The following is a 16,369-nucleotide window of genomic DNA, read 5'->3' as shown; positions in this document are numbered from 1 at the left end:
CAGGCTAAAAATACTTCATGCGACTCGATAAGTTTATCGCTCAGCAACTCGGCGTCAGCCGTGCTATTGCCGGGCGTGAGATCCGCGCCAGCCGCGTTACCGTGGACGGCGAGATTGTCAAACTCTCCGCTTTTCAGCTCCAGCCGGAACACGATGTGGAATACGACGGAAATCCGTTGACCCAGCAGAACGGCCCGCGCTACTTCATGCTCAACAAACCTCAGGGTTATGTGTGCTCAACGGAAGACCCGGATCACCCGACGGTGCTGTATTTCCTCGACGAACCTGTGGCGCACAAGCTACATGCCGCCGGACGCCTGGATATCGACACTACCGGCCTGGTGCTGATGACCGACGACGGTCAGTGGTCACACCGCATTACGTCGCCGCGCCACCATTGCGAGAAGACCTATCTGGTCACGCTGGAATCGCCGGTTGCCGATGACACGGCAGAACAATTCGCCCACGGCGTTCAGCTGCATAATGAAAAAGACTTGACTAAACCGGCGCAGCTGGAAGTCATTACCCCAACCGAAGTTCGGCTGACTATTAGCGAAGGGCGCTATCACCAGGTGAAGCGCATGTTTGCGGCAGTGGGCAACCACGTTGTGGGTCTGCACCGCGAGCGAATCGGCGGGATTAAACTGGATGATGATTTGGCCCCGGGCGAATACCGGGCGCTGACCGAAGAAGAAATCGCCAGCGTGGGTTAGAGCCGCGCTAACTTCAGGAGTGAATTTGTGACTACCAGGCAGCGCTCATCGCTGGGAATTGTGTTCATCCTTGGCTTATTAGCCATGCTGATGCCGCTTTCAATTGATATGTATCTCCCGGCGCTGCCGGTTATCTCTGCGCAGTTCGGCGTCCCGGCGGGCAGCGCGCAGATGACGCTCAGTACCTATATTCTGGGTTTTGCCCTTGGTCAGCTGCTGTACGGCCCGATGGCCGACAGCATCGGTCGCAAACCGGTCATTCTCGGCGGCACGCTGATATTCGCCGCCGCAGCAGTGGCCTGTGCGTTGTCGCAGAGTATTGAACACCTGATTGTGATGCGCTTTTTCCACGGTCTGGCCGCAGCGGCAGCCAGCGTGGTGATTAACGCCCTGATGCGCGACATTTATCCAAAAGAAGAGTTTTCCCGCATGATGTCCTTCGTCATGCTGGTGACGACCATTGCGCCGCTGGTGGCACCGATGGTCGGCGGGGCGGTACTGGTATGGTTTAGCTGGCATGCGATTTTCTGGATCCTCGCGATTGCCGCGCTGCTGGCCTCAACCATGATCTTCTTCTTTATTGATGAAACCCTGCCGCCGGAGCGCCGACAGAAGTTCCACATTCGCACCACAATGGGTAACTTTGCCTCGCTGTTCCGCCACAAGCGGGTGCTGAGCTACATGCTGGCGAGCGGTTTCAGCTTTGCCGGGATGTTCTCATTCCTCAGCGCCGGGCCGTTTGTCTATATCGAACTGAACCATGTTTCGCCGCAGCATTTCGGCTATTACTTTGCGCTGAATATCGTGTTCCTGTTCATCATGACCATTATCAACAGCCGCTTTGTGCGCCGGGTTGGGGCGCTGAACATGTTCCGCGCCGGGTTATGGATCCAGCTCGCGATGGCGGCGTGGATGGTGGTTTGTGCCCTGTTAGGCGTCGGCTTCTGGTCGCTGGTGCTGGGTGTGGCAGCGTTTGTCGGCTGCGTGTCGATGGTTTCTTCCAATGCGATGGCGGTTATACTCGACGAATTCCCGCACATGGCGGGCACCGCCTCGTCGCTGGCGGGGACGTTCCGCTTTGGGATTGGCGCGATTGTTGGTGCACTCCTGTCGATGGCTACCTTTGTCACCGCCTGGCCGATGCTGTTTTCCATCGCGTTTTGTGCAACCTGCTCCATTTTGTTCTATCTCTACGCCAGCCGACCGCGCAAAACGCCGCTATAACCCGTCTCCGGGGAACAAAAAGGGGCGTTTCGACGCCCCTTTTTGATGCATATCAACCGCTACGCTTTTTCTTCTGCTCGACTTTGTTTAAATTGTGTAAAATCAATTAGTGTAAAAAGTCACAGCGTTGTAGACAAAAAGATTGTTTTAGATCACAGAAACGGGTACATATAGCGCCGTTATGCCGGTCCGGCATACGAGTGACGATAAAAACGTACGTAACCTTTGCTGGATGCAGGACGAATTGTCAACGATGTGTTAAAATGGATTTGAATATTTGTGAAGCATTTTGCTTCCGGGGAAAAGACGTGAATACAATCCAACTCTCTATCGTACACCGACTGCCGCAGAGCTATCGCTGGTCCGCCGGTTTTGCGGGTTCAAGAGTTGAACCGATTCCGCAAAACGATAACGCGGATGATGATTGCCTTGTGGCATTAAAATTACTGAGCCCGGATGGTGATACCGCCTGGCCGGTGATGCAGAAGCTAAGCCAGGCATTGACCGACATCGAACTGCCAAGTTCGGTGCTGGAATGCGAAGGCGAGCCGTGCCTGTTTGTGAACATGCAGGACGAGTTTGCAGCCACCTGCCGGTTGAAAAATTTCGGCGTGGCTATCGCTGAGCCATTCTCGGGAAACAATCCATTCTGAGCGTCAGCTTAGCGTAATCAGCTGACGGGTATACTCTTGCGCTGGTTCGGCGAACACGCGCTGACACTCTCCCTGTTCAACCACTTCTCCCTGACGCAGCACAATCACCTGATGGCACAACGACCGCACCACGTGCAGGTCATGGCTGATGAAGATATAGGCCAGTTGGTGTTTTTGCTGAAGTGATTTCAGCAAGGCGAGGATCTGCGCCTGCACCGTGCGGTCGAGCGAGGAGGTCGGTTCGTCCAGCACCATCAGCTGTGGCTTGAGGATAAGCGCTCGGGCGATGGCGATGCGCTGACGCTGGCCGCCGGAAAACTCAGCCGGGTAACGCCAGCGCGTTTCCGGGTCAAGCCCCACTTCTTTCATTACGCTGACCACCTCGGCTTCCCGTGCCGTACTGCTCAACGCGGGCTGATGCACCCGCAGGCCTTCCTCAATAATTTGCAGGACGTTCAGACGCGGATTGAGTGAGGAATTCGGGTCCTGAAACACCACCTGAATGCGGTGGCGCAGGGGCAGCATCTCTTTCCGGCTGCGGCCCTGAATCTTCTGCCCATCAAACATGATATCGCCCGCCGATGCAATCAGGCGCAGCAGCGCCAGGCCGGTAGTACTTTTACCGGAGCCGGATTCCCCCACCAGACCCAGCGTTTCGCCCGTTCTCAGGGTAAAACTGACGTTGTTCACTACCTTGTTTTCGGCAACGATACGGCGAAAAATCCCTTTTCTCTGGGGAAAGGCGACCTGCAAATTTTCTACCTGTAATAGCGGCACGCTCTCCGGCGGCAGCGGGACCGGTTCGCCCGTCGGTTCGCTGTCGAGCAGCTTGATGGTGTAAGGATGCTGTGGGCTGGCGAACAGCGCGGGGGCGGTATTCTGCTCCACGCAGCGTCCGTTCTGCATCACCGCCACGTTATCGGCAAGCTTACGCACGATGCTCAGGTTATGGGTGATAAACAGCAGGCCCATGTTCAACTCCTGGCGTAACTCGCGCAGCAGTTGCAGGATTTGCGCCTGCACCGAGACGTCCAGCGCGGTGGTCGGCTCATCGGCAATCAGCAGCTCCGGGCGCGTCAGCAGCGCCATCGCAATCATTACCCGCTGGCGCTCGCCACCGGATAGCTGATGCGGATAATCATTCAGTCGTCGGGCTGCATTGCGGATCCCCACCCGATCCAGACAGGTGAGGATCTCCCCCCGGGCGGCCTCTTTGCGCATCCCCCTGTGCAGGGACAGCACCTCATACAGCTGTTTTTCCAGGGTGTGCAACGGATTGAGCGAGACCATCGGCTCCTGAAAAATCATCGCGATACGGTTGCCGCGGATCCCACGCAGTACGCGCTCGTCGGCATGGAGCAGTGGTTCACCGTGAAAGCGGATATCCCCGGTGGGATAACTCACCGGCGGGGTGGGCAGCAGGCGTAGAATGGATAACGCCGATACGCTTTTGCCAGAGCCCGATTCGCCGACCAGCGCCAGCGTTTCCCCGGCCTCCACCTGTAGCGACAGGTCGCTGACCACGGTACGCGCTTCACCCCGAGCGCTGAAAGCGATGGAGAGATTATCAATCGTTAATAATGGCTGCGTCATTTTACACCGCCTTACTGGGGTCGAAGGCGTCGCGCACGGCTTCACCGATGAAAATCAGCAGTGACAGCAATACCGCCACTGACAGGAAGGCGGTGATGCCTAGCCACGGGGCCTGCAGATTGTTTTTACCCTGCAACAACAGTTCGCCCAGCGACGGCGACCCGAGCGGTAAACCAAAGCCGAGAAAATCGAGCGAGGTGAGGGTGGTAATCGAGCTGCACAGAATAAACGGCAGGAAGGTCAGGGTAGCGACCATTGCATTGGGCAGCATATGGCGGAAGATAATGCCGCGATCGCCCACGCCGAGCGCCTGCGCTGCACGGATATAATCGAAATTACGGGTACGCAGAAACTCCGCGCGCACCACGCCGACCAGCGTCATCCAGCCAAACAGCACGGTGATCGCCAGCAGCCACCAAAAATTAGGCTGGATCACGCTGGAAAGCAGGATGATTAAAAAGAGCGTCGGCATCCCGGACCACACCTCGATAAAGCGCTGGCCCCACAGATCGATTTTGCCGCCGTAGTAGCCCTGAATCGCCCCTGCAAGCACTCCCATCACGCTGGAACATAGCGTCAGCATCAGGCCGAACAGCAGCGAAATGCGGGTACCGTATAGAATGCGGGCCAGCACATCGCCGCCGTTGGCATCGGTGCCCAGCCAGTTTTGTGCCGAAGGAGGTGAAGGGAAGGGGCGGTCGGTGGAAAAGTTGATCGACGTGGCGCCAAAACGAACCGGCGCCCACAGCACCCGGCCATGCTCGCTGAGCTGTTTTTGCAGCCACGGATCCTGGTAATCGGCCGCGGTGGCAAATTGGCCGCCAAAATCTTTCTCGCTGTAGGTTTTTAGCGCCGGGAAATAGACTTCGCCGTGGTATTCCACAATCAGTGGGCGATCGTTGGCGATCAATTCCGCACAGAGGCTACAGACAAAAATAATCAGGAACAGCACCAGCGACCAGAATCCCCGGCGGTTATGGCGAAAGCGTGCCCAGCGGGCCTGATTGACGGAGCTTAAACGTGGCATCAGCGGCCCTCAAAATCGATGCGCGGATCGACCAGCGTATAGCTGATATCGCTGATGATGTTCAGCAGCAGGCCAATCAGGGTGAAGATGTACAGGGTGCCAAACATCACCGGATAATCGCGGGAAACTGTGGCTTCATAGCCCAGCAGGCCCAGGCCGTTGAGCGAAAACATCACCTCAATCAGCAACGATCCGGTGAAAAACATACTGATAAAGGTGGCCGGGAACCCGGCGATCACCAGCAGCATCGCGTTGCGGAAGATATGTTTCCAGAGGATATTTTTCTCGCTCACACCTTTCGCCCGGGCGGTGACCACGTACTGTTTACGCACTTCATCGAGGAAGGCATTTTTGGTCAGCATCGTTAGCGCGGCAAACCCGCCAATCACCGTCGCCAGCACCGGCAGCGTAATGTGCCACAAATAATCGGTTATCTTTTGATACCACGGCAGGGTATCAAAATTGGCAGAAACCAGCCCTCGCAGCGGGAAGATGTCGTAATAACTGCCGCCCGCGAACACCACAATCAACACAATGGCGAACAGGAACGCCGGGATAGCGTAACCGATGATAATGAATGCGCTGCTCCAGATGTCGAACCGGCTGCCATTGTGGACCGCTTTGCGGATACCCAACGGAATCGACACCAGATAGATTATCAGCGTGCTCCATAGCCCGAGGGTAATCGACACCGGCAGACTTTCTTTAATCAGCTGTAGCACCGAGGCACTGCGGAACAGGCTGTCGCCAAAGTCGAAGCGTACGTAGTCCCAAAGCATTTTGAAGTAGCGCTCGTGCATCGGTTTATCAAAACCGTAGCGGTGGGTGATTTCGGCGATGACTTCCGGGTCAAGACCCCGTCCGCCGCGATACTGGCTTTCGTTGAGGTTACCAACGCCCGTCCGTGCATGAGAAGCCCCCATGCCTTCCGCGCCGCTGCCTGGCATACTGCCTTTGTTGCCAAACTCAATCGCCGCAATGGCCTGGTCCACCGGGCCACCGGGCGCAACCTGCACAATAAAAAAATTGATGGTGATGATGGCCCACAGCGTTGGGATAACCAACAGCAGTCGGCGGATCAGGTAAGCGCCCATCGTTGCTCCTTAGCGCCGGGCTTCCGGCAGTTTCGCCGCTTTGTTCACGTCGTACCACCAGTTTTCAAAGCCCAGCGAATAGACGGGGCGAACCGTCGGGTGCGAGAATTTATTCCAGTAGGCCATTCTGTCCGAGGCCATATACCACATCGGCAGTTGGTAGAAATTCCAGGTTAACACGCGGTCCAACGCTCGTCCAAGCGGCAGAAGTTTCTGTTTATTTCCCTGCCACTGGATCATCTGGGCAATCAGATTATCGATAACCGGGCTGCTGACGCCGGGACCGTTGTAGGAGGAATTGATGTACGCCGAGGCCCAGGAAATCTGTAAATCGCTGCCGCTCGGCCACGGCATCGCCCGCCACAGACGCGGCATCATGTCGTAATCGCGGGTGCGCATCCGGTTGGTGACCTGCGACATATCAACCTGGCGAATATCCATGGTCACGCCGAGGCGCTGTAAATTGTGCTGGAATGGCATAACCCATTGGTTATTCCCTGCCGAGGGCAGCAGCAGCTCAAATTGCAGCGGCTTACCGGTTTTGGCGTTGATGCGCTGTTGGCCTTTGAGCACCCAGCCTGCGTCGGTGAGCAGCTTATCGGCCTTCAGTAGATTTTCTCTGTCAAAACCGTTGCCGTTGGACTGAGGCGGCGCATAAATGGAGGTGAATACCTCCGGCGGCAAATCCTTTTTCATTGGGGCCAGCAGCACCAGTTCATCCGCATCGGGATAACCCCGTGCGGCATACTCGGTATTCTGGAAATAGCTGTTGGTCCGGCTATATGCCCCGTAGAACAACGCCTTATTCATCCATTCGAAATCAAAGGCCAGGCCGATAGCCTCCCGCACTTTTCGGTCGGCAAACACCGGGCGTTGAATATTGAACGTCAGCCAGCGGGTGTCCTGTGCGGATTCATTTTTCTCTTCTTCTTTGACGATGTAATGGGTATTGAAGTTTTTGCCAATGTAGCGCGTGGCCCAGTTTTTCGGGCTGCTTTCAGTTCGGAAATCAAAAGCGCCAGCCTTGAAGGCTTCGAAGGCAACGTTATCATCGAGGTAGTAGTCGTAGCGAATTGTGTCGAAATTCCAGCGCCCGCGATTCACCGGTAAATCGGCGGCCCAGTAATCTTTCACCCGGGAGTAGACCACATACTGGCCCATCCGCCAGGTGGTGATTTTATAGGGGCCGTTGGCCAGCGGTGGGGTAGAGAGCGGGTCGCTGAGCTTGTGATTACGCCAGAATTTCTGAGGCATTACCGGCAGCGTGAACAGGCTGAGCATATCTTCTTTGCTCGGCTTCGCCAGTTCAATGCGTACGGTCAGCGGGGCGATGGCTTTGATGGTGGTGCCTTTGTAGATCAGACGAAACTGCGGCACCCCTTCGGTCATGAATTTATGAAACGTGAAGGCGACATCTTCTGCACTGACGTGACTGCCATCATGAAAACGGGCGCGCGGATTAATCGTCACCTCTGCCCAGGAGAAATCATCGGCATAGCGAGCCATATCGGCTATCAGCGGATAGTAGCTGCCGGGCTCGTCGTCGGAAGTGGTAAAGAGCGCGTCATACAGCGATTCGGTGCGCGCGGCAGCATTACCACGCAGCGCAAAACGGTTGAAGTTGTCGAAGGTGCCCAGGGCCGACAACGTGACCGCGCCGCCTTTTGGGGCCGCCGGGTTTACGTAGTCGTAGTGGGTAAAGTTGAAGGCGTACTTCGGTTCGCCAATGACGGCAAACGCGGAGCTCTCTTTGATGTTTTCAGCCTGCGCCGTCAGGGTCAACAGCGCCAGCATCATTAAACCCATGCGCACAACAATCACCGATGTCTGTTCCTTCTGCGGTCATCTTCGGACAAATCACTCATCTTGTTGAATGATAAGTGACGTTCAGGTGGTTGTGAAATAATTCTCGGGTTTGGCGTGGGCCTCGACCAGCTTTTCCAGCGTCAGCGGACGACTTATCCAGTAGCCTTGCAGGAAATTAACCCCATGCTGGCGCAACCAGTTGGCCTGCTCCTGGGTTTCAACGCCTTCAGCCACGGTGACCAGGCTCATTTTACGGGCGAGCGTCAGCACCGCATCCAGTACCGGAGAGGTCACGGTTTCAGTGCCAATAGCGTTAACGAAACCTCTGTCGATTTTCAGGTAGTCGAAAGAGAAACGCTCCAGATAAATCAGCGCGCTGTGTCCGGTGCCGAAGTCATCAATGGCAATTTCATAGCCTTCGTGATGCAGCCACTCAAACAGTTTCATCGCCAGGTGCTGGTTCAGCATGTCGCGCTCGGTAATTTCCAGCACCAGCTGGAAGTAGTTTGGCGGCAGCATGGCGCTGAGATCCCGCAGATCCTGTTGGAAACTGTCGGCCAGCAGATGGGCAGGTGCGATGTTGATCCCGAGTTTTGCCCCCGGCGGCAGTAGCGTTTGCAATACCGGCGCGTCTTTGGCGATAAGCTCAAACAGATGACGGGTCAGCGGCACAATCAACTGCTGTGCTTCGGCGAAGTTGATGAACGCATCTGGCGGAATGTCCCCGGCGCTCGGGTGCTTCCAGCGCATTAATGCTTCCACGCCACGGATTTGCAGGGTTTCAGCGTCAACCACCGGCTGGTACACCACCGAGAACTGATTGCGCTTGATGGCGGTGGTAATTTCTTTGCCCGGGCGCAGACGGACGCTAAGAACGTAGTAACAGAGCAGGCCAGAGAGCAGGCCACACATCACGCCCATCAGGAGGGAGAATTGCAGATTCACCGTGGACCAGACTTCACCGTAGACGTTCACCGTCATCGGCACACCGTCGATTTTGGCAGAGCGAATTGGTTTGCCTTTGATCTGGCTGGCCAGCTGTGGTTCTGGACTGAAGGTTGAAATCGCAGTGCCTTTGGCAATCAATGCAATGCCGCTGAACTGATTCTGGCGCGAGGAATAGAGGATCCACGGCATCAGGCTGGCGTTGATCGAGGTAAAGACCCCGCGGTTCTCAAGCAGCGGGCTGCGCACCCACAGGGCAAATGCGGGCCGTTGCGGCAGCATTGGCGTACCGGGCAGTATGGCAATGTCCAGTGCCTGGCTGACATCCAACTGCGGCACCAGCTGTTTCATCGGGACGTTCATTTCACCGGTGGCGGATGAGCACGTCGCATTACCGTTGTCGACCAACAGAAACGCCCGGACGTTGATACTAAAGGCGGCCCGGGAGGTCAGTTCAGGGGTTACGTCCGCACAGCGGCTGACGGTTAAAGGCTGCAGTTTATCGACGGTGTTGAGTAAATCGCCAAAATAGCCATTCAGGTATTTTTGCAAATCATGAATGATGATATCGAACTGTTCGGCACGCTTATGATGGAACATCATCATTTGAGCACTGCCCGCCAGCAGGGCGACCGCCACTCCCAGCAACAGGCTGGAGAAGAGGATCTTGCGACCAAGCGAGAAGTAGCGCGTGAACATAGCTGTCTTTATCCATGATATTTGAAACAATAATTCAATGCCTTGGAACGCAGGGCTGCGTCATTCCAGCATAGCCTATTTAGCCTTCCTGGCAGGCTCGGGCGATAATGCAGAAAAAAAAAGCACTGCTCAGCAGTGCTTTTTTTAATTCTTGCTGTCAGCCAAGGGAAAACCAACAGCAAGAGGAACATCAGGAACGGCTCAGAACACGTCGCGCTTCGTTGTAGCGCTTGTTCCAGTATGGTTCATCCATGTTGGAAATCGTCACACCACTGCTGGTGGAAGCATGAACAAACTGGTTATTGCCAATGTAGATACCGACATGGCGACCCGTCGACCCGGCGCGGAACAGGACTAAATCACCGGTACGCAGTTGCGTGCGCTTAATCGACTTACCCATTTCCTGCTGCTCGTAAGTTGAGCGAGGCAAATCCATTCCAAACTGCTCGCGGAAGGTGCGTTGTACGAATGCGGAGCAATCAATGCCACGTTTCGTATCACCACCGAGGCGATAACGTACGCCTTTCCAGCTGGCATACTGATCCATCAGGCGTGTCTTAACATCAAGATTACGCACCATGGTTTCAAATTCATCCTGAGAGGCTTGCAGTGACGAAGGATCTTCGTTACCCACAGCATGCGTCTCAGAATGCATATTATTTGCGGTGTTCGTTGTACTACATGCAGAAAGCAGAACTGCTACTGCGACTGCGGGTATTGCCCGCAGGATGTATCTCAAAAATGGTTGAGATTTGACCATGTTGTTTATTTTCCCTTGAAGTCCTTAACGATAAAAACCGTTATAAAAATGCCAACCGTGACGAGACTAAATACCTGCCGCCAATGAGACAATTCGTGATGTTCAGAAATGTGCAGTGACGCACAAATTTATTCACCAACCGAATAATTTATCTCTGGAAGGGCAAAACGAGATTGAGATTACCCTATCGAAACCGGGCTGGCTAGCGCTTTTCCGGGATTTTTTATAAGAAATTGTGATGTTCAAAGAGGGGAATCAGCGATGGGCAAAAATAGGGGTAAAAGTGCGCGTTAAATAGGCAATTATCTCATTCTCAAGCAGATTCTGAGGGCTGATACATCACCAAAATGAATATTCCATCATCAGAAAATCATCAGGGATCGAAAACGATCCCTGATGAGTATGATTAATTTAGGTTAGGAACTTGTTTATTTTTTGTTGAATGCCTGCGGAAGATGGCGATCAAATAGGGCGATCGTCTTATCACTCAGCGGGGTTAAGAGGATCCACGGCATGCCAATCAGCACTGCAGTTAGCGAACCTATTGCGATATCCGTGAACCAATGCGCGCCGATCATTACCCGCGGGAAGGCAAAAACCACAACAATAAGCAGGGCAATGGCAAATGCTTTTAGACCAAAATATCGCCACATAAAGGTGGCAAATATCAGCAGCATCATTCCGTGATCGCCAGGGAAACTGTCTTTTGAGGCGTCTTTGGTCGAAATATGCAGCAGATCGCTGACCCGATAAACATCAGGGAAAGATAGCGACGGGCTGGCGCGTTTGACCGGCATTAAATGTTGGGCAAGCTGGTTCACAATCACCGCGGCCAGCAGCATCACCAGCCCGATAATGACAATTCGACGACGTCCCTGAGGCTGTTCCTTTAACCAGAAATAGAGCATCAGGCTACCCATCGCCAGCAGCGAGCAGCCGTCAAAGGCGCGGTTGTTGGTGATCGCCAGGAACCATACGTAGGCGCGACTCTCAGCCAGGCCCTGATTAAAGAAGTGGAAAATGCCAGAGTCCAGCGAGGACCAAAAGCCATGATTAGCAGGCAAGAACCAACTTAAAAAGAGAGCCAGACCAGCGATGTTGAGCAGTAAAATTCCAGAAATTCGAGTTTTCATCACATATTCTTTGAATCTGATTAACGTCGGCAACATACCGAGGTTAGTTTAAACGAAGCTTCAACAGCGAGGACTGCAGCGCATTCCAGTCGGTATCACCGTCATGAATCAGTTCGATGCGGCTATCGGGCGGAGCGACGGACTGAGTCTCGATGTGCAGGTCGGCGTTCTGGCGGTTAATACGAACTAAACCTTCCGCAATGCGCATCACGCCTTTCACCCGTGAAACCGGGGCCAGACGCGCCCATTCCAGCAGGCCGATGGTGTCAAACTGCGTGTCTGCATCAAAAATCCAACCGCAGGCCTGGTAGCCCTGACCGCTGTTGATGCTGCGACGCCAGCGCTGATGCTCAGGCAGGCTCAAGGCCGCCAGACCTTTATTGGACGGATGACTGTGTGCGTGTGCGGCACTCACCGGCAGCGGGGCCAGATTACGCCGGGGTAAATCTAACAGCACGCCGTCGATAACCCCCTGAGCGGTGTCGACACACTGTCGCTCGCCGCCATAGGCGTTCCACCAGGCGGTAAACGCCCGCTGGCTTTCCGGGGTAGCACGGTCGTTTTTATTGGTCACGATAACGTCAGCCGCCGCGAGCTGGTCACGAAAGTTATCATTGCTGATCACTTTCTCATCAAGCAACTGGCGAGGATCCAGGACACAAAGCGTGGCGCGCAGGTCGATCCACGGCTCGTATACTGGCGCGGTTAGGATATCGAGAATTTGTTTGGGATGGCCCAGGCCCGTCGGTTCGATCAGCAGACGGTCCGGTTTGCCCTGGCGAAGTAGGGTATTGAGCCCCACCTGCATCGGCAAACCATTCACGCAGCACATACAACCACCGGGGATTTCTTTCAGCAGCGCGCCGCTGTCGGCCAGCAATGCGCCGTCAATTCCGACTTCACCAAACTCATTGATCAGCACAGCCCACTTTTCATCAGCCGGTTTATTCGCCAGTAAGTGGAGAATGGATGTTGTTTTACCGCTGCCGAGAAAGCCGGTAATCAGGTTTGTTAGCGTCACGTGGGCTCCAGAATAGCGACTGTAATAATGTAACAGGTACGTTATATCCTGGCGAAAAATGGTGGAAAAGAGAAGTGTTGAGGCGGACAGACAAGGCATCTGTCCGCTAAAGAGCAGGAAGTGCTAAAGATTCAGGGCGGAAATGATTGCCTGACGCGCCCCGTGATCGCTCAATTGCTGCCAGGCGTGCTGAATCTTGCTGACGAAACGCGGGTTCTGCGCCAGATCGCTGCCGAAAATTTCGCTCAGTGTCAGCAGGGCCGTCACGCGCTCAGCGTCGCTGCTGGACGCCACAAGAGTCTGTATTTTATCGGCCAGCGGATCGCGGACGTCAATGTGATTGCCTCGCTCGTCTCTGCCGCTGACATAACGCATCCAGCCTGCAACGCCGAGCGCCAGCAACGACCAGTCGCTCTCGCGCTCCAGATGAACACGGATACCTTCCAGCATGCGCTGAGGCAGTTTCTGACTGCCGTCCATTGCGATTTGCCAGGTGCGGTGTTTCAGCGCCGGGTTAGTGAAACGCGTGATCAGGCTATCGGCATAGGCGTTAAGATCAACCCCGGTGATACGTAGCGTCGGGGCCTGCTCCTGCATCATCAGACGATGTGCTGCGCGACGGAAATCGCTGTCCTGCATGCAATCGCTAATGTGTTCGTACCCGGCCAGATAACCGAGATAAGCCAGGAACGAATGGCTGCCGTTCAGCATCCGCAGCTTCATTTGTTCCCATGGCAGCACGTCACTTACCATTTGTACGCCGGCGATTTCCCACTCCGGACGGCCCGCCACGAAGTTGTCTTCTACTACCCACTGAATGAACGGCTCGCAGCTGATGGCGCACGGATCGTCGACCCCGGTTGCTGCGGCAATTTCTGCCAGCGATTCCTCGGTCGCCGCCGGAACGATGCGGTCGACCATGGTGCCCGGGAAACTCACCTGTTCAGCAATCCACTGCGCCAGTTCGGGCGAACGTTTGTTGGCCATCCCCAGTACCGCATTTTTCACGACGTGGCCGTTGTCAGGAATGTTATCGCAGGAGAGGACGGTAAACGGCGGCAGCCCGCGCTCGCGGCGGCGGTGTAAGGCTTCCACCAGTATCCCCGGCGCGGAATGTGGTTCAGAAGGGTTTTCAAGATCGTGAACGATCCGCGGCTGTGTGACATCCAGCCGACCGGTCGCCGGGTCAATGCAGTAGCCTTTCTCGGTGATGGTGAGAGAGACAATCGCCACCTGCGGCTCGCAGAATTTCTCAATGATCGCCGCCAGTGAATCGAGTTTTGCATTCAGGCATTCATTCACCGCCCCGATGATAATCGGCTGGTTACCGTCCGCACCTTTCTCCAGCACCGTAAACAGATGGTTCTGGGCGCGCAGCTGGCTCATCAACACATCGCCGCTGAACAGACTGATTTCGCACAGACCCCAGTCACCGCCTTTGGCATTCAGTACCCGGTCCGTCAGCAGTGCCTGGTGGGCCCGATGAAACGCCCCAAAGCCGAAATGGACAATCCGCGAACGAAGCTGTTGTCGGTCATACTGAGGCAGTTGCACGTTGTCGGGCAGCGTGGCGGTGGCGATCGTCTTCATTATATAAACACCTGCTTAACCATTAATTAACAATGAGCAGTGTAAAGTTATATGACAGCAAATTGAATTGGTGTGCCGTATTTATCCGGGGAATGTGAGCTGGATCAATCAATGCCGGGGCGGAATTTGACGCTTTTGCAGAAACATGTATGGTAGTCGTCATTAGCCATTCCATTATTGGTATAACAACTTAAGAGGGTGTGACAATGGAACAAACCTGGCGTTGGTACGGACCGAAAGATCCGGTTTCTCTTGATGATGTGCGCCAGGCTGGCGCCACCGGCGTAGTCACTGCGCTGCACCACATTCCTAACGGTCAGGTTTGGCCGGTAGACGAAATTAAAGCGCGTCAGGCGCTGCTCGCGGAAAAAGGGCTAACCTGGTCCGTGGTGGAAAGTATCCCGGTCCACGAAGAGATTAAAACCCAGTCCGGCGATTGCAACACCTGGATTGCTAACTACCAGCAGAGCATCCGTAATCTGGCGGCCTGCGGGATTGATACCGTCTGCTACAACTTCATGCCGATCCTCGACTGGACGCGTACTGACCTTGAGTATCAGCTGCCAGACGGCTCAAAAGCCCTGCGTTTCGACCAGATTGCCTTCGCCGCATTTGAAATGCATATCCTCAAGCGTCCGGGTGCTGAAGCGGATTACAGCGCGGAAGAGCAGCAGCAGGCGCAGGATTATTTCAAGGCGATGAGCGCGGCTGAAATTGAAAAGCTGACCCGCAACATTATTGCTGGTTTACCGGGCGCGGAAGAGGGTTACACCCTTGACCAGTTCCGTCAGCGTCTGGCTGAATATGATCACATCAGCAAAGATACGCTGCGTGAAAACATGGCGGTGTTCCTGCGCGCTATCGTACCGGTGGCGGAAGAAGTCGGCGTGCGCCTGGCAGTTCACCCGGACGATCCTCCGCGTCCTATCCTCGGCCTGCCGCGTATCGTTTCGACCATTGAAGATATGCAGTGGCTGAAAGAAACCGTCGACAGCATCAACAACGGCTTCACCATGTGTACCGGTTCTTATGGCGTTCGTGCGGATAACGACCTGGTGAAAATGATTGAAACCTTCGGCGATCGCATTCACTTCACCCACCTGCGCGCGACCTGTCGGGAAGGCAATCCAAAAACCTTCCACGAAGGTTCCCATCTGCACGGTGACGTGAATATGGTAGCGGTGGTTGACGCGATTCTGTCTGAAGAGTCTCGCCGTAAGAAGACGGGTGACCTGCGTCCGATTCCATTCCGTCCGGACCACGGGCATCAGATGCTGGACGATCTGAAGAAGAAAACCAACCCGGGCTATTCGGCGATTGGTCGTCTGAAAGGGATGGCGGAAGTGCGCGGCGTTGAGCTGGCGCTGAAAATGACCAAATATCCTGAACTGCTGTAATCGCGAGTCACAATATCAATGGTTTGCCCGATGGCGCTGACGCTTATCGGGCCTACGGAATCTGAACCGTAGGCCCGGCAAGTGCAACGCCGCCGGGCGCTCTGACTAAGAATTAATCAGCACGGCCCATGTAGCGGCATTCTTCGATATGAATGCGGATTTTCTCACCGGTGGTCAGGTATTCTGGCACCTGAATGACCAGGCCGGTGGTCAGAGTGGCAGGCTTGGTACGCGAGCTGGCGGATGCGCCTTTAATGCCCGGTGCCGTTTCCACGATTTCCAAATCCACAGTCTGCGGCAGCTCAAGCGCCAGCAGCTGGGTATCCCACAGCAGAACCTGCATATCCGGCATCCCGCCTTCAGGAATGAACTGGATCTCTTCTTCAATCTGATCTTTGGTGAAGATGTACGGCGTGTAGTCTTCTTTATCCATGAACACGTATTCGTTGCCATCGATGTACGAGAAGTCCACGAAACGGCGGGTCAGGCTCACGGTATCGACAATATCGTCACCTTTAAAACGCTCTTCCACCTTCATACCGGTACGCACATCGGCGAAGCGCATTTTGTACAACGTTGCTGCGCCACGGGCGCTGGGTGACTGAATATCAATATTCTTAACAATCAGCAGTTTGCCGTTGTAATTCAGCACCATACCTTTTTTGATTTCATTCGCTCTTGGCATTGCAATAATCCTGTTTCTGGGAAGTCTAA

General features: G+C 54.8%; 14 protein-coding genes. 4 read left to right on the top strand and 10 right to left on the bottom strand.

All coding sequences use genetic code 11. The features are described 5' to 3' along the window. Positions 1-17 precede the first annotated feature (17 nt). The 3 genes from rsuA to ACG0Z5_RS05795 all read left to right on the top strand — a co-directional run bounded on the left by rsuA (position 18) and on the right by ACG0Z5_RS05795 (position 2,590). Positions 18-713, top strand: coding sequence for a 16S rRNA pseudouridine(516) synthase RsuA (rsuA, locus tag ACG0Z5_RS05805; protein ID WP_394446037.1), 696 nt, complete (start codon positions 18-20; stop codon positions 711-713). Between the two features lie 27 nt (positions 714-740). Then, positions 741-1,937 (top strand): Bcr/CflA family multidrug efflux MFS transporter, encoded by a 1,197-nt coding sequence (locus ACG0Z5_RS05800; RefSeq protein ID WP_394446035.1) that lies wholly within the window; start codon positions 741-743, stop codon positions 1,935-1,937. A gap of 308 nt (positions 1,938-2,245) precedes the next feature. Further along, entirely contained in the window at positions 2,246-2,590 is a 345-nt protein-coding gene (locus tag ACG0Z5_RS05795) for a YejG family protein (protein WP_319628897.1), read from the top strand. Positions 2,591-2,593: 3 nt separating this feature from the next. Here the strand turns inward: ACG0Z5_RS05795 and yejF are convergent, their stop codons facing one another. The 9 genes from yejF to ACG0Z5_RS05750 form a co-directional block, all read right to left on the bottom strand. Beyond that, positions 2,594-4,183, bottom strand: a complete 1,590-nt coding sequence (gene yejF, locus ACG0Z5_RS05790) for a microcin C ABC transporter ATP-binding protein YejF (RefSeq protein WP_394446034.1) — start codon at positions 4,181-4,183, stop codon at positions 2,594-2,596. Between the two features lies 1 nt (position 4,184). After that, positions 4,185-5,210 carry a microcin C ABC transporter permease gene (locus tag ACG0Z5_RS05785; RefSeq protein ID WP_394446033.1) on the bottom strand — a complete coding sequence of 342 codons (1,026 nt, stop codon included), beginning with the start codon at positions 5,208-5,210 and terminating at the stop codon, positions 4,185-4,187. Further along, complete coding sequence (locus ACG0Z5_RS05780; protein ID WP_394446032.1) at positions 5,210-6,304, bottom strand: microcin C ABC transporter permease YejB; 1,095 nt, start codon at positions 6,302-6,304, stop codon at positions 5,210-5,212. The genes ACG0Z5_RS05785 and ACG0Z5_RS05780 overlap by 1 nt, the downstream gene beginning before the upstream one ends. Before the next feature lie 9 nt (positions 6,305-6,313). Next, a complete protein-coding gene (locus ACG0Z5_RS05775) occupies positions 6,314-8,110 on the bottom strand; it encodes an extracellular solute-binding protein (RefSeq protein WP_394446148.1) in 1,797 nt (598 codons plus the stop codon). A gap of 81 nt (positions 8,111-8,191) precedes the next feature. Next, entirely contained in the window at positions 8,192-9,754 is a 1,563-nt protein-coding gene (locus tag ACG0Z5_RS05770) for a cyclic di-GMP phosphodiesterase (protein ID WP_394446031.1), read from the bottom strand. A 190-nt stretch (positions 9,755-9,944) separates the two neighbouring features. After that, on the bottom strand, positions 9,945-10,514 hold the full coding sequence (gene mepS / locus ACG0Z5_RS05765; protein ID WP_394446030.1) for a bifunctional murein DD-endopeptidase/murein LD-carboxypeptidase: 570 nt from the start codon (positions 10,512-10,514) through the stop codon (positions 9,945-9,947). Between the two features lie 428 nt (positions 10,515-10,942). Then, a complete protein-coding gene (locus ACG0Z5_RS05760; RefSeq protein ID WP_394446029.1) occupies positions 10,943-11,647 on the bottom strand; it encodes a phosphatase PAP2 family protein in 705 nt (234 codons plus the stop codon). 43 nt (positions 11,648-11,690) lie between these two features. Next, on the bottom strand, positions 11,691-12,668 hold the full coding sequence (locus tag ACG0Z5_RS05755; RefSeq protein ID WP_394446028.1) for a CobW family GTP-binding protein: 978 nt from the start codon (positions 12,666-12,668) through the stop codon (positions 11,691-11,693). 123 nt (positions 12,669-12,791) lie between these two features. After that, positions 12,792-14,258 (bottom strand): mannitol dehydrogenase family protein, encoded by a 1,467-nt coding sequence (locus ACG0Z5_RS05750; protein ID WP_394446027.1) that lies wholly within the window; start codon positions 14,256-14,258, stop codon positions 12,792-12,794. A gap of 206 nt (positions 14,259-14,464) precedes the next feature. Between ACG0Z5_RS05750 and uxuA the strand changes: the two genes are divergently transcribed. After that, positions 14,465-15,655: a mannonate dehydratase gene (gene uxuA, locus ACG0Z5_RS05745; protein ID WP_394446025.1), complete on the top strand. Its 1,191-nt coding sequence runs from the start codon at positions 14,465-14,467 to the stop codon at positions 15,653-15,655. Between the two features lie 112 nt (positions 15,656-15,767). On the opposite strand, the gene yeiP is transcribed toward uxuA, so the two are convergent. Continuing rightward, positions 15,768-16,340 carry an elongation factor P-like protein YeiP gene (yeiP, locus tag ACG0Z5_RS05740; RefSeq protein WP_319628906.1) on the bottom strand — a complete coding sequence of 191 codons (573 nt, stop codon included), beginning with the start codon at positions 16,338-16,340 and terminating at the stop codon, positions 15,768-15,770. Positions 16,341-16,369: the final 29 nt, after the last annotated feature.

The organism is Scandinavium sp. M-37 (assembly GCF_043558715.1).
In the GTDB taxonomy this organism is placed as follows: Bacteria; Pseudomonadota; Gammaproteobacteria; order Enterobacterales; family Enterobacteriaceae; genus Scandinavium; species Scandinavium vulneris_A.
Note: the sequence above shows the minus strand (reverse complement) of the source record. Positions and strands in the feature narration are given on the sequence as shown.